The following is a 13,021-nucleotide window of genomic DNA, read 5'->3' as shown; positions in this document are numbered from 1 at the left end:
CTGTTTATGCAGGGGGGCGATTGTCGCAGATTTGCCCTCGATTGACCTGCTTCCCCTGTAGGAGCTGCCGAAGGCTGCGATCTTTTGATGTTGTTTTTTTAAAAGCAAAATCAAAAGATCGCAGCCTTCGGCAGCTCCTACAGGGGGGAGTTATTCGTTGTCGAGGCCTTTGCGGCGGTAGGGGAATACGTCGATGACTTTGCCGGCGCGAATCGCCTCTTGCAAACCCTTCCAGTAATCGGCGTTGTACAACTCGCCATGCAGTTGATCGAACAGTTTGCGCTGCCCGGCATCGGCAAACAGAAACGGCGGAAACTCTTCCGGGAACACATCCAGCGGCCCGATCGAGTACCACGGTTCGGAAGCCATTTCGTCCTCGGGGGTGCGCGGCGCGGGGATGTGGCGGAAGTTGGCTTCGGTCAGGAAGCAGATCTCGTCGTAGTCGTAGAACACCACTCGGCCGTGACGAGTGACGCCGAAGTTCTTCAGCAACATGTCGCCGGGAAAGATGTTGGCCGCCGCCAGTTGCTTGATCGCCAGGCCGTAGTCCTCCAGCGCCTCGCGCACCTGCGCTTCATTGGCGTTTTCCAGATAGAGGTTGAGCGGGGTCATCCGGCGTTCGGTCCAGCAGTGGCGGATCAGCACCGTATCGCCTTCGACCGAAACCGTAGACGGCGCGACTTCCAGCAGTTCTTCCAGGCACGCCGGATCAAACTTGCTCAGCGGAAAACGGAAGTCGGCGAACTCCTGGGTATCGGCCATGCGCCCGACCCGGTCGACACTTTTCACCAGACGATATTTTTCGATCACCGTCGCCCGGTCGACGTTTTTCGACGGCGAGAAACGGTCCTTGATGATCTTGAACACGGTGTTGAAGCCCGGCAGGGTGAACACGCTCATGACCATGCCGCGCACGCCGGGGGCCATGATGAACTGGTCGTCGGTGTTGGCCAGGTGATTGATCAGCGCCCGGTAGAACTCGGATTTGCCGTGCTTGTAGAAACCGATCGAGGTGTACAGCTCGGCGATGTGCTTACCCGGCAGAATGCGCCGCAGGAAGCCGATGAACTCCGCCGGCACCGGCACATCGACCATGAAATAGGAACGGGTGAAGGAGAAGATGATCGACACATCGGCTTCGTCGGTGATCAGCGCATCGATCTGAATCCCCCGACCCTCGCGGTGCAGCAATGGAATCACCAGCGGCCACTGCTCGTCGCGGGTGTAGATACGCCCGACCAGATACGCGCCCTTGTTGCGGTACAACACCGAGGAAAACAGCTCGACGCTCAGCTCCGGGTCCTTGCACACCCAGTCCGGCAAATTCTCGCGCAACTGTGCTTCGAGGCGCTGCAGGTCACCGGGCAGATCGGCGTAATCCTCGCTGAAGCGATAGTCGGCAAAGATGCTCGCGAGCATCGACGACAACTGCCCTTGCGGCTTGTAGGTGCGGGTTTGCGCAGCCCGGGCGCGGCGTAGGCTCGGCCGGGTGGTGTGGATGAACATGCAGCCGTCGCTGATCAGGTCGTGACTGAACAGCCCGCAGAAGATCGAGTTGTACCAGGTCTCGGACAATTCATCGTCGAAACGCAGGTCAATGACACTGATGTAAGCACTCTTCACCAGCGGCCAACTGCTGACATTCATCAGCGTCTCGTCGTCGAAATGCTCGCGCAGGCGGGCGATGGTTTCGCCGACCTTTTCTTCGTAGAGATTGATCCGCGCCGCCGACGCGGTCTGCGTCTCCTGCCAGCGCGCCTGCTCGAAGCGCTCGCGCGCACCGTCGGTGATCCGCCGGAAGTGCTCGCGGTAATCGTCAAAGCCATCGAGGATCATGCGGGCGATGTCGGTGGCTGGCCATTGCTGCGGCATAGAGGAGACCTCGGCGTGCAAGTGGAAATCTGTGCCTGAGCTTAGCCACGGATGCGTGCGCAGGAGAAGTGCAATTTCTGCCAAAAGCGCGGCAGGGTTGTACAGCGACACAGTTTTTATCAAAGTTTTTTGAGTCGACCGTTCGGTCAATTAACCGCCCTCTCAGTCTCGTCTGCCGCCCCGCGCAAGCCCGCGAATTCCCTGGGATTCGGATCCAATCCATGCCCCACCGCTCTGGCTCGCGGTTTTACCGCTGCGTTCCCACCTGTCGATGAAAGAGAAGAACTGCTCACAGATTGGTCTTACCAAAATAGTGGCACTTTGATATACAGCCCGCCAGTACCCGCCTCACAACAAGATCCTCGGCCCACGAGGACGACCTCTTCCTCATAGATCAAGGAGCACATTGATGTCTATCCGCAATCTGCGCATCGGTTTGCGCGCCAGTTTGAGTTTTGCCGTATTGGCCGCCCTGCTGGTGGTGGTCGGCCTGTTCGGCCTGGGCCAGATGAAAAATCTGCGTGAGAGCGCAACGGTGATCGAGGAATCGTGGATGCCCAGCATCGAGAGCATTCACGATGCGGCGGCGAACATCGCCAACATCCGCCTCGAATCCCTGCGCCTGATCACCAGCACCCAGCCGGCGGTACGCGACACAAGCAAAGGCATCATCAAGGTGCAGCGCGAAGAATTGTCGAAGCGCCTGAAGGACCACACCGCTCTGCTGGCCAGCGATGCGGAACGGGCGATGCTCGACGGTTTGAATAGCGACGTCGCCAAGTACATGAGCATCCTGGACCAGATCATCGCTCAGATCGACGCCGGGCAAAGTGAACAGGCCTATGCCCGTCTGAACAATGAACTGGCGCCACAGGGCCGAACCCTCGACAAAGCGCTGGAGCAGATGATCAGCTTCAACCAGCAAGGCGCCGACAGCGCCGCCGAGGCTGCTGCCGGGGTTTACCAGCAGGCGCTGTGGATTGTCGCGACGATCATCGTTGTCGCCCTGATCGCCACCCTGCTGCTGGCCTGGCTGCTGACCCGCAGCATCACCGCACCGATCAATCAGGCCCTGTCCGTCGCGCAAAAAATTGCCGCCGGCGACCTCAGCGGCCAGATTGCCGATCACGGTAGCGATGAGGCGGCGCAGTTGCTCAGCGCCCTCGCCGAGATGCAGAACAACCTGCGCTCGACCATCCGTGGCATAAGCGAATCGGCGCAGCAACTGGCCTCCGCCGCCGAAGAAATGAGCTCGGTGATGGAGCAAAGCACCCGTGGCCTGCAACAGCAGAACGATCAAATCGAACAGGCCGCCACCGCCGTCACCGAGATGAGCACGGCGGTGGATGAAGTTGCGGCCAACGCGGTATCCAGCGCCGAGGCCTCCGAAGCCTCGAACGAGGACAGCAAACACGGGCATGTGCAGGTCAGCGAGACCATCAACTCGATTCAGGAACTGGTCAGCGCAGTGCTCGGTGCGTCGGAGCAGGCCGAAGGCCTCGCCACTCAGGCTCAGGACATCAGCAAGGTGCTCGATGTGATTCGCGGCATCGCCGGGCAAACCAACCTGCTGGCGCTCAACGCCGCCATCGAAGCGGCGCGCGCGGGTGAGGCCGGACGCGGTTTTGCGGTGGTCGCCGATGAAGTGCGTTCGCTGGCGCAACGCACGCAGAACTCCACCGAAGAAATCGAGCTGATGATCAGCAGCATCCAGCAAGGCACCGGCGCCACCGTCGGCGCCTTGCAAAGCAGTGCCGAGCAGGCCAGCCACACGTTGCGCCGGGCGAACAGTGCCGGTCAGGCACTGGAGAAAATCACCGCGTCGATCTCGCAGATCAACCAGCGCAACCTGGTGATCGCCAGCGCGGCCGAGCAGCAAGCGCTGGTGGCGCGCGAGGTTGATCAGAATCTGGTGACCATCCGCGATCTCTCGACCCAGACCGCCGCCGGCGCTACCCAGACCTCCGCTGCCAGTCAGGAACTGTCGCGCCTGGCGATCGACCTCAACGGCTTGGTGACGCGCTTCGTGCTCTGAATGAAAAATTAAATGCCCGATTGACGGTTGCCATCGACAGGGCGCTCGGCAACACTCTCGTCCCGATCAAGGAAGGAGTGCCATCGTGAGCGCTGTCGATATTTTCCGCATGCTGTCGCTGGCAGCCATCTGGGGCGCGAGCTTCCTGTTCATGCGCATTATTGCGCCGGTGATCGGCACCATTCCGACCGCGTTCTTTCGGGTGTCGATTGCTGCCGTCGGTCTGCTGGTGATTCTCGGGCTGATGCGCATCAGCTGGGATTTCAAGGGCAAACTGAAAACCGTGATGTTGCTGGGCGTTATCAACTCGGGGATTCCGGCGACGTTGTATTCGGTGGCGGCGCAAGTGTTGCCGGCCGGTTACTCGGCAATCTTCAACGCCACCACGCCGTTGATGGGCGTGTTGATTGGCGGGCTGTTTTTCAGTGAAAAACTCACTGTCGCGAAACTGACCGGGGTGTTTCTCGGCTTGTTCGGTGTCGGTGTGCTGACGCGCGCAGGTCCGGTCGCGTTCGATCTGCAATTGCTGATGGGCGCCCTCGCCTGCCTGCTCGCTACCACTTGCTACGGCTTCGCCGGGTTCCTCACGCGGCGCTGGCTGGATCACAGCGGCGGACTCGACAGTCGTCTCTCGGCCGTGGGCAGCATGCTCGGCGCCTCGCTGTTTCTGTTGCCACTGTTCGGCTACAGCGTGATCACCGCCCCTCCGGCAAGCTGGGGTGGGTGGAATGTCTGGCTGTCGCTGCTGGGCCTGGGTCTGGGCTGCACGGCGTTCGCCTACATCATCTATTTCCGCCTGCTCAGCTCCATCGGCCCGGTCAAATCGATGACCGTGACCTTCATGATTCCGGCGTTCGGCGTATTGTGGGGCGCGTTGCTGCTGGATGAGCCGTTGTCGATGGCGCACCTGTATGGCGGGGTGTTGATTGCGCTGGCGTTGTGGCTGGTGTTGAAGCCGGCGGTGGTGAAGCCCGCTGCCGCAACAGTCCGCTGATTTTGCGGCGTTAACAAGTCAGTCTTCGCGAGCAAGCCCGCTCCCACAGAAGGAATGCATTCCAATTGTGGGAGCGGGCTTGCTCGCGAAGAGGCCGGCCCAGACACTGAAAATGCCCGGGTCGGCCTGAAGGTTTTCAAGCAGTTTTACGGAACACAAACGCCAGCCCGACGATGATCAACAGCATCCCCAGCACACTCAACGCCGCCAGACGATTGCCGAAAATCAGGTAATCCATCACCGCCGTCACCGCCGGCACCAGATAGAACAGACTGGTGACATTCACCAGATTGCCCCGGGCGATCAGGCGATAGAGCAACAGTGTCGCCAGCACCGACACCACCAGTCCCATCCACAACACCGGCACGATGAAACCCGTGCTCTGTTCAAAGTGGAACGGCTGAAATGGCACAAATATCCCGCACAACAACAGCCCGGCCAAATACTGCACCGGCAATGTGCCGAGGGGATTGTCGGTGATGCGTTTCTGCATGATCGAGCCCACTGTCATGCTCGCCAGCGCCAACAGACCGAACAGCATCCCTGCCCAGGACATCCCCGCCAGTCCGATACCCTGATAAACCACCATAATCAACCCGGCCAGGCCCAGCGCCAGACCGAACATCCGGCTCGCCGAGCGCTGGCGCTCCATCAGCACCACGGTCAGGATCGGCTGCACGCCCATGATGGTCGCCATCACCCCCGGCGTGACTTTGGTGTTGAGTGCCAGCAGATAGAAAATCTGATACGCGCCCAACAACACCACGCCCGTTGCAATCGCAAACAGCATCGGCCGACCGCCCTTGGGCAGCTTCAACTTGAGCAGCGGCGTCAACAGCACCAGCCCGCACAGTGCGATCACAAAGCGAATCAGCAGAAAGGCAAAGGGCGAGGCATGGGCCAGCCCCCATTTGGAGAAGATCGCCCCGCTGCTCCACAGCAGAACGAACAGGCTCGTGGACGTCGCCGCGAGCGCGGATTTTTTCGAAAGGACAAACATGAATACCACCTGTAGTCAGGCAAATAGCCAACTCAGCCGAGACTGAAATTCAGTAGGTTTTTCTGGCGGGCGCAGGGGTCAGCAAAGAATGCCGATCAGCCCGAAACGCCAACGCCCGGCGGTGATACGACGGCGCACACCGGCGTGCTACTGACAGGTGGAGGGTAATGACTGATCTGCCCAGGCTGCTGATTCCCGCACGGCACGACGCCAGCGTTGACCGCTGAATCGACTACCGCGTTGATGAGGAATGCAGGCATTGGGGCTGATCTTTTTTGAAGGGTTTGGAGAGTGAATCAGATGATTCACGAGCGCCGACTATAACCAGCGTGGGACATGGATTGCAATGATTTGGACAAAGGGCCAGCAGGGACAGCTCGATGGCAGGCGCATAGGCTGATGAGCAACGGATAGGCCCATTGATGGGGAGACAGGGAATGCTCGGGATCACATGCCAAGGGAACGGACGAATTTGCGGTATCAGTTGTACAAATCGCAGGCCAGGAAACAGGCAAGCATCGCCAAAGCTCTATTGCAGCTACCAGCGCGACAAGACTTGTCGAAAGTACGCTTCGAACCCATCGACGCCATAGCACTGAGCGCGTTCGAGCTCTGGGAGAATCCACTTTTTTGCTGGCGAGAGGTTGCCGCATGGAAATCACGAGAACCCCTGTCCCTGGATATCGCGATCTGGTTCGAAGAACAGCTCTGCGGACTGTGCTTCGTCAATCCGAACAAAAGCCGCCAACGTATTCGAATCGTACGATTGGAAGGGCGACCCGGAGATTCTCACCCGCTGAAAAATCGTATCGGGACCTTGGCAATGATGGTCATCGATGAGTTCGCCCAAATAGTCGGCAGCAAGTTCATTGAAGTCCAGGAGCCAATGCAGGGAGCAATTCCTGTTTATACAAAGCTCGGCTTCAAATTTGATTTGGAAGGTCGTCTTGTCCTCGCAGTGGAGAGTAAAGTATCGTGAAAACAGTTCAAGTAATGATCAATGAGGGAGGGAGCATGCGCAAATCAGTCAAGAAATCCCCCGCTAAGAAAAGATCAATCAAAACAGAAGAAAAGATTGTGTCATCCAGGCTATCAGCCAATCAGCAGCGCTTTCTGCAGTTACTGATTACAGGCATTGAAGACGAACCCAACGTTCTCGCCGGGCGCCGCTGACTCACAGACAATAAAAAACCGCTCACAAGGAGCGGTTTTTTCATTTCAACATCCGGCCTCAACCAAACAGCCAATACCCCAGCAGAGTCAGCACCACCACCGCCAATACCGGACGCAGGATGCGGTAGGCCTTGGGATTGCGGCGTTTCCACTGTTTGACCACGCCGCTGAACCGGTCGCTGAAGTTCTTGCTCCAGGCGTAGGCCTGATTGATGCCGCCGACACGTTCGTCGTCAAGGTTCTGCGGGGCGGTGGCACGTCCCAGCCAGGCGCTGATGGCGCGATTGATGCGGGTCATCAGGCGGTTGCTCAGCGGGCGTTCGACATCGCAGAACAGGATGACGCGGGTTTGTTCGGTCTCGTTCTTGACCCAGTGCACGTAGGTCTCATCGAACATCACGTCTTCACCGTCGCGCCAGGCGTAGACCTGACCATCAACGAAGATCCGGCAATCGTCGGAGTTCGGTGTCGACAGGCCCAGGTGATAACGCAGCGAGCCGGCAAACGGGTCACGGTGCGGGTTCAGATGGCTGCCACCTGGCAACAGCGCGAACATCGCGCCTTTGACGTTAGGGATCGCACTGACCAGCGCCACGGTCTTCGGGCACAGAGTTTCGGCCGACGGCAGCGGTTTGTCGTACCACTTGAGGTAGAAACGTTTCCAGCCCTTCTTGAAGAACGAGCCGAAACCGGCGTCATTGTTCTTTTCGGCGGCGCGGATGTAGCCCTCGTCGAACAGGTGCATGGCCTCGTCGCGAATGGTTTCCCAGTTATCGCGCAACACATCCAGCTCCGGAAACTTGCTGCGATCCAGATATGGCTTGGAGGGAACGCCGGAGAACAGGTACATCAGCGCGTTGTACGGGGCGAACAGCGCCGAGTGGTTGACGAACTGGCGCAGAACCGGCAAACGCGCCTTGCCGCGCAAATGCACATAGAGGATGCTGCCCACAAACAGCAGCAGCACCAATACCTTGGCGGCTAACGAAAAGGTCATCAACGACTCCTTGAATAAAGACAACGCTGCGCAATGCCCTATAGCCGGCATGGCAGCCGGCCATGATAAACACTACCGGCCTCGGGAAAAACCCGCTGAACCCAAGATTCAGTGTTAAGAATTGCGCAACAAAGCATTTATTAGCATAACGATCCTGAACCCTGGCTGATCTGAGTCAATTCGACTACTGCTGATTCTCCTGCTCGGTGAACAGATCGCTGAACAGCATGCTCGACAGATAGCGTTCACCGGAGTCCGGCAAAATCACCACGATGGTCTTGCCCTGCATTTCAGGCTTCTCGGCTAAACGCACTGCCACGGCCATGGCCGCGCCGCAAGAGATACCGCACAAAATCCCTTCTTCCTGCATCAGGCGCAGCGCCATGGCCTTGGACTCGTCGTCAGTGACCTGCTCCACCCGGTCGACCATCGACAGATCGAGGTTCTTCGGCACGAAACCCGCGCCAATCCCCTGAATCTTGTGTGGGCTCGGCTTGATCTCTTCACCCGCCAGCGCCTGGCTGATGACCGGCGAAGACACCGGCTCCACTGCCACCGACAGAATCGGTTTGCCCTGGGTATTCTTGATATACCGCGAAACGCCAGTGATGGTTCCGCCGGTCCCGACGCCAGCGACCAGCACATCGACGGCGCCATCGGTGTCGTTCCAGATTTCCGGGCCGGTGGTTTTTTCGTGGATCGCCGGGTTGGCCGGGTTATCGAACTGCGACGGCATGAAGTATTTGCCGGTGTCGCTGGCAACAATTTCGGCTGCCTTCTCGATCGCGCCTTTCATGCCCTTGGCCGGTTCAGTCAGGACCAGCTCTGCGCCGAGGGCCTTGAGCACCTTGCGCCGCTCGATGCTCATTGATGCCGGCATGGTCAGCATCAATTTGTAACCACGGGCGGCGGCGACGAAGGCCAGACCGATGCCGGTATTGCCCGACGTCGGTTCGACGATGGTCATGCCCGGCTTGAGTTTGCCGCTGCTTTCGGCGTCCCAGATCATGTTCGCGCCGATCCGGCACTTGACCGAATAACCGGGGTTGCGCCCCTCGATCTTGGCCAGAATGGTCACGCCGCGCGGCGCGATGCGGTTGATCTGCACCAGCGGCGTGTTGCCGATGGAATGGGCGTTGTCAGCGAAAATACGGCTCATGGCTGGGTCCTTATGCAGCGTTGAATTCAGCCTTTCAAGGTATGCCTGTTGCCGGGCGCAGTCCAGTCGGGTCGAACGTCTGCGCCGCGCCACAGTCAATCGCTTACATCGTTCGGGAATTGTTGCCATGAAGCGTCGTTATAGCTGGCCAATAGGGATTTTTGCCGTCGTGGTTGTGCTGCTGATCGCCCTGCACATCGCCCTGCCCTACGTGGTGCGCGATTACCTGAACGGCAAACTGGCCGACATGGGTGACTACCGCGGCCAGGTCACCGACGTCGATCTGGCCCTGTGGCGCGGCGCCTACCGGATCAACGGCCTGAAGATCGTCAAGGTCGACGGCAAGGTGCCGGTGCCGTTCGTCAACGCGCCCGTGATCGATCTGGCGGTCAGCTGGCATTCGCTGTGGTACGACCATGCCGTGGTGGCGCAGGTGCAATTCTTCAATCCCGAGGTCAACTTCGTCGATGGCGGCCCCAACAAGCAGAACTCGCAGACTGGTAAAGGCACCGACTGGCGGGCGCAACTGGGCAAGTTGCTGCCGATCACTCTCGACGAGGTGCAGATCCACGACGGCAAGATCACTTTCCGCAATTTCAACTCCAAACCGCCGGTCAACATGAACGCCAGTAACGTCGAGGCGAGCATCTACAACCTGACCAACGTGGTCGACAAACAGGGCAAGCGCGACGCCCGCTTCGAAGGCAAAGCCAAGCTGCTCGGCCACGCACCACTGGAAACCACGGCCACTTTCGATCCGCTGAGCAATTTTGAGGACTTCCAGTTCCGCCTGCGCGCCCGCGACATCGAACTCAAGAGCATGAACGACTTCGCCTCGGCCTACGGCAAGTTCGACTTCAACGCCGGCCACGGCGACGTGGTCATCGAAGCCCAGGCGAAAAAAGCCCAGGTCACTGGCTACATCAAACCGCTGCTGCGCGACGTCGAAGTGTTCAACTGGCAGCAGGACGTGGAGAACAAGGACAAGAGCATCTTCCGCTCAGTCTGGGAGGCCATCGTCGGCGGCACGGAAACCGTGCTGAAGAACCAGGCCAAGAATCAGTTCGCCACCAAGGTCGAACTCAGTGGCAACGTGCATCAGCAAAACATCAGTGCGTTCGAAGCGTTTTTGCAGATTTTGCGTAATGGCTTCATTCAGGCTTTCAATGCGCGGTATGAGCGGCCTAAGCCGGATGCGGGCTAGAGCGCTGCGCCAGCATTTCCAAATAGAGTGTATCAGCGCCGATCTGTATATCCGGCTCCGGCCATTCCACACTCCAGCCGTGATCGCCCAGGATTACAGAGGCGAATATCTCAGGATCCAGCAACGGCTGGAGCCCTGGAGCGTCTTGAAGATCTTGACTCAAATCGACCACCCATCGCTGATCATCGATAAAGGTCAGTTCCAGACAAAAATCAGACCAGACACGAACCGCCGACAGGCGGGGGCGTTTCATCCGTAACATCAGTGCAAGTCCTCCATCAGATGATTGGGCTGCTTCGCAGCCCAGCGGGAGCAAGCTCCCTCGCCACAGATTTTGTAAACATCCTGAAGGCTATCGTTAAATGGGCAAGGCCTGAATGCTGGCCATCAGCCGAAACCGAGTCAACATGTGACGCCCCATTCAGAGACTGAATAAGCCGTCTGCGTTCACAGTCGACCGGGGTGCGCGTTATAGTCGGGGCATCCGATTTTTTCGCCCCCGCCCTGCCCGTGCAGGTCGGCGTTACCGTTCGAGGATTAGCAGATGAAGTTCGAAGGCACCCAGGCCTACGTCGCCACCGATGACCTGAAGCTGGCGGTCAATGCCGCCATCACCCTGGAGCGGCCGCTGCTGGTCAAGGGCGAACCGGGCACCGGCAAGACCATGCTCGCCGAGCAACTGGCCGAATCGTTCGGCGCCAAGCTGATCACCTGGCACATCAAGTCCACCACCAAGGCCCATCAGGGTCTGTACGAGTACGATGCGGTCAGCCGTCTGCGCGACTCGCAACTGGGCAACGAAAAAGTCCACGACGTGCGCAACTACCTGAAGAAGGGCAAGCTGTGGGAGGCTTTCGAGTCCGAAGAACGGGTGATTCTGCTGATCGACGAAATCGACAAGGCCGACATCGAGTTCCCCAACGACTTGCTGCAAGAACTCGACAAGATGGAGTTCTACGTTTACGAGATCGACGAGACCATCAAGGCCAAGAAACGCCCGATCATCATCATTACCTCGAACAACGAGAAAGAGCTGCCGGACGCCTTCCTGCGCCGTTGCTTCTTCCACTACATCGCCTTCCCCGACCGTAACACTCTGCAGAAAATCGTCGACGTGCACTACCCGGACATCAAGAAGGATCTGGTCAGCGAAGCGCTGGACGTGTTCTTCGACGTGCGCAAGGTGCCGGGCCTGAAGAAGAAGCCGTCGACCTCCGAATTGGTCGACTGGCTGAAGCTGCTGATGGCCGACAACATTGGCGAAGCAGTGCTGCGCGAGCGCGATCCGACCAAGGCCATTCCGCCATTGGCCGGTGCGCTGGTGAAGAACGAACAGGATGTGCAGTTGCTTGAGCGCCTGGCGTTCATGAGCCGTCGCGGTTCTCGCTAAGAGGCTGATGCCATGTTGCTCAACCTGTTCAATGAAATGCGTGCAGCCAAGGTGCCAGTGTCGGTGCGCGAGCTGCTCGACCTGATCAACGCGCTGAAACAGCGCGTGACCTTCGCCGACATGGACGAGTTCTATTACTTGTCGCGGGCGATTCTGGTCAAGGACGAACGGCATTTCGATAAGTTCGACCGCGCGTTTGGCGCCTACTTCAACGGCCTGGAAAAACTCGACGATCACTTGCAGGCGCTGATTCCCGAAGACTGGTTGCGCAAGGAATTCGAGCGTTCGCTGACTGATGAGGAACGCGCGCAGATCCAGTCCCTCGGCGGTCTGGACAAGCTGATCGAAGAATTCAAGAAACGTCTGGAAGAACAGAAGGAACGCCACGCCGGCGGCAACAAATGGATCGGCACCGGCGGCACCAGTCCGTTCGGCTCCGGCGGCTTCAACCCGGAAGGCATCCGCGTCGGCGATGCCGGCAAGCGTCAGGGCAAAGCGGTCAAGGTCTGGGATCAGCGCGAGTACAAGAACCTCGACGATTCGGTGGAGCTGGGTACGCGCAACATCAAGGTCGCCCTGCGTCGTCTGCGCAAATTTGCCCGTCAGGGTGCGGCTGAAGAGCTGGACATCGACGGCACCATCGACCACACCGCCAAGGACGCCGGCCTGCTGAATATCCAGATGCGTCCGGAGCGGCGCAACACGGTGAAGCTGTTGCTGCTGTTCGACATCGGCGGCTCGATGGACGCGCACGTGAAGATCTGCGAGGAACTGTTTTCGGCCTGCAAGACCGAGTTCAAGCATCTGGAGTACTTCTACTTCCACAACTTCATTTATGAGTCGGTGTGGAAGAACAACATGCGCCGCACGTCCGAGCGTTTCTCGACCCAGGATCTGCTGCACAAATACGGCGCCGACTACAAAGTGATCTTCATCGGTGACGCCGCCATGGCGCCCTACGAAATCACCCAGGCCGGCGGCAGCGTCGAGCACTGGAACGAAGAGCCGGGCTACCTGTGGATGCAGCGCTTCATGGAGAAGTACAAGAAGCTCATCTGGATCAATCCGTATCCGAAGGACACCTGGGGCTACACCTCGTCGACCAATATCGTGCGCGATTTGATCGAGGATCAGATGTATCCGCTGACGTTGCGTGGGCTTGAGGAAGGGATGCGATTTCTGTCCAAGTAATCTTTG

General features: G+C 58.7%; 12 protein-coding genes. 7 read left to right on the top strand and 5 right to left on the bottom strand.

The genetic code is table 11. The features are described from left to right. Positions 1-150 precede the first annotated feature (150 nt). Positions 151-1,872: a bifunctional isocitrate dehydrogenase kinase/phosphatase gene (aceK, locus tag QRN61_RS25590; RefSeq protein WP_285376076.1), complete on the bottom strand. Its 1,722-nt coding sequence runs from the start codon at positions 1,870-1,872 to the stop codon at positions 151-153. A gap of 409 nt (positions 1,873-2,281) precedes the next feature. On the opposite strand from aceK, the gene QRN61_RS25585 reads away from it, so the two are divergent. Then, positions 2,282-3,907, top strand: coding sequence for a methyl-accepting chemotaxis protein (locus QRN61_RS25585; RefSeq protein ID WP_285376073.1), 1,626 nt, complete (start codon positions 2,282-2,284; stop codon positions 3,905-3,907). Between the two features lie 85 nt (positions 3,908-3,992). Further along, positions 3,993-4,901: a DMT family transporter gene (locus tag QRN61_RS25580; RefSeq protein WP_115988002.1), complete on the top strand. Its 909-nt coding sequence runs from the start codon at positions 3,993-3,995 to the stop codon at positions 4,899-4,901. 136 nt (positions 4,902-5,037) lie between these two features. Here QRN61_RS25580 and QRN61_RS25575 read toward each other — a convergent pair whose 3' ends face one another. Then, positions 5,038-5,901, bottom strand: a complete 864-nt coding sequence (locus QRN61_RS25575) for a DMT family transporter (RefSeq protein WP_115988003.1) — start codon at positions 5,899-5,901, stop codon at positions 5,038-5,040. Between the two features lie 451 nt (positions 5,902-6,352). Between QRN61_RS25575 and QRN61_RS25570 the strand changes: the two genes are divergently transcribed. Next, complete coding sequence (locus QRN61_RS25570) at positions 6,353-6,880, top strand: N-acetyltransferase (protein ID WP_027614537.1); 528 nt, start codon at positions 6,353-6,355, stop codon at positions 6,878-6,880. A 35-nt stretch (positions 6,881-6,915) separates the two neighbouring features. Then, positions 6,916-7,074, top strand: a complete 159-nt coding sequence (locus QRN61_RS25565; protein WP_177325678.1) for a hypothetical protein — start codon at positions 6,916-6,918, stop codon at positions 7,072-7,074. Positions 7,075-7,132: 58 nt separating this feature from the next. Here QRN61_RS25565 and QRN61_RS25560 read toward each other — a convergent pair whose 3' ends face one another. Next, on the bottom strand, positions 7,133-8,071 hold the full coding sequence (locus QRN61_RS25560; RefSeq protein ID WP_027614536.1) for an aspartyl/asparaginyl beta-hydroxylase domain-containing protein: 939 nt from the start codon (positions 8,069-8,071) through the stop codon (positions 7,133-7,135). 184 nt (positions 8,072-8,255) lie between these two features. Next, complete coding sequence (cysK, locus tag QRN61_RS25555; protein WP_041070300.1) at positions 8,256-9,230, bottom strand: cysteine synthase A; 975 nt, start codon at positions 9,228-9,230, stop codon at positions 8,256-8,258. A 127-nt stretch (positions 9,231-9,357) separates the two neighbouring features. On the opposite strand from cysK, the gene QRN61_RS25550 reads away from it, so the two are divergent. Then, the gene (locus tag QRN61_RS25550) at positions 9,358-10,434 is read left to right on the top strand and encodes a DUF748 domain-containing protein (RefSeq protein WP_103369773.1); all 1,077 of its coding nucleotides are present in this window, start codon (positions 9,358-9,360) and stop codon (positions 10,432-10,434) included. Here the strand turns inward: QRN61_RS25550 and QRN61_RS25545 are convergent. Continuing rightward, on the bottom strand, positions 10,415-10,687 hold the full coding sequence (locus QRN61_RS25545) for a DUF2442 domain-containing protein (RefSeq protein WP_257012765.1): 273 nt from the start codon (positions 10,685-10,687) through the stop codon (positions 10,415-10,417). The genes QRN61_RS25550 and QRN61_RS25545 overlap by 20 nt on opposite strands. Before the next feature lie 291 nt (positions 10,688-10,978). Here QRN61_RS25545 and QRN61_RS25540 point away from each other — a divergent pair, with 291 nt between their 5' ends. Further along, the gene (locus tag QRN61_RS25540; RefSeq protein WP_098967703.1) at positions 10,979-11,824 is read left to right on the top strand and encodes an AAA family ATPase; all 846 of its coding nucleotides are present in this window, start codon (positions 10,979-10,981) and stop codon (positions 11,822-11,824) included. Between the two features lie 12 nt (positions 11,825-11,836). Continuing rightward, a complete protein-coding gene (locus tag QRN61_RS25535) occupies positions 11,837-13,015 on the top strand; it encodes a vWA domain-containing protein (RefSeq protein ID WP_027614532.1) in 1,179 nt (392 codons plus the stop codon). The last annotated feature ends 6 nt before the right edge of the window (positions 13,016-13,021 follow it).

The sequence above is a fragment of the Pseudomonas sp. lyk4-TYG-107 genome, assembly GCF_030209055.1.
Taxonomy (GTDB): Bacteria; Pseudomonadota; Gammaproteobacteria; order Pseudomonadales; family Pseudomonadaceae; genus Aquipseudomonas; species Aquipseudomonas putida_A.
The sequence above is the reverse complement of the archived record's forward strand: the minus strand, read 5'-3'. Positions and strand labels throughout refer to the sequence as shown.

Bases quoted from the DNA above. Each gene is read 5' to 3' on its own strand.
- aceK (WP_285376076.1), bottom strand. From the start codon at position 1,872: ATGCCGCAGCAATGGCCAGCCACCGACATCGCCCGCATGATCCTCGAT.
- QRN61_RS25585 (WP_285376073.1), top strand. From the start codon at position 2,282: ATGTCTATCCGCAATCTGCGCATCGGTTTGCGCGCCAGTTTGAGTTTT.
- QRN61_RS25575 (WP_115988003.1), bottom strand. From the start codon at position 5,901: ATGTTTGTCCTTTCGAAAAAATCCGCGCTCGCGGCGACGTCCACGAGC.
- QRN61_RS25570 (WP_027614537.1), top strand. From the start codon at position 6,353: ATGCCAAGGGAACGGACGAATTTGCGGTATCAGTTGTACAAATCGCAG.
- QRN61_RS25565 (WP_177325678.1), top strand. From the start codon at position 6,916: ATGCGCAAATCAGTCAAGAAATCCCCCGCTAAGAAAAGATCAATCAAA.
- QRN61_RS25560 (WP_027614536.1), bottom strand. From the start codon at position 8,071: ATGACCTTTTCGTTAGCCGCCAAGGTATTGGTGCTGCTGCTGTTTGTG.
- cysK (WP_041070300.1), bottom strand. From the start codon at position 9,230: ATGAGCCGTATTTTCGCTGACAACGCCCATTCCATCGGCAACACGCCG.
- QRN61_RS25550 (WP_103369773.1), top strand. From the start codon at position 9,358: ATGAAGCGTCGTTATAGCTGGCCAATAGGGATTTTTGCCGTCGTGGTT.
- QRN61_RS25545 (WP_257012765.1), bottom strand. From the start codon at position 10,687: ATGAAACGCCCCCGCCTGTCGGCGGTTCGTGTCTGGTCTGATTTTTGT.
- QRN61_RS25540 (WP_098967703.1), top strand. From the start codon at position 10,979: ATGAAGTTCGAAGGCACCCAGGCCTACGTCGCCACCGATGACCTGAAG.
- QRN61_RS25535 (WP_027614532.1), top strand. From the start codon at position 11,837: ATGTTGCTCAACCTGTTCAATGAAATGCGTGCAGCCAAGGTGCCAGTG.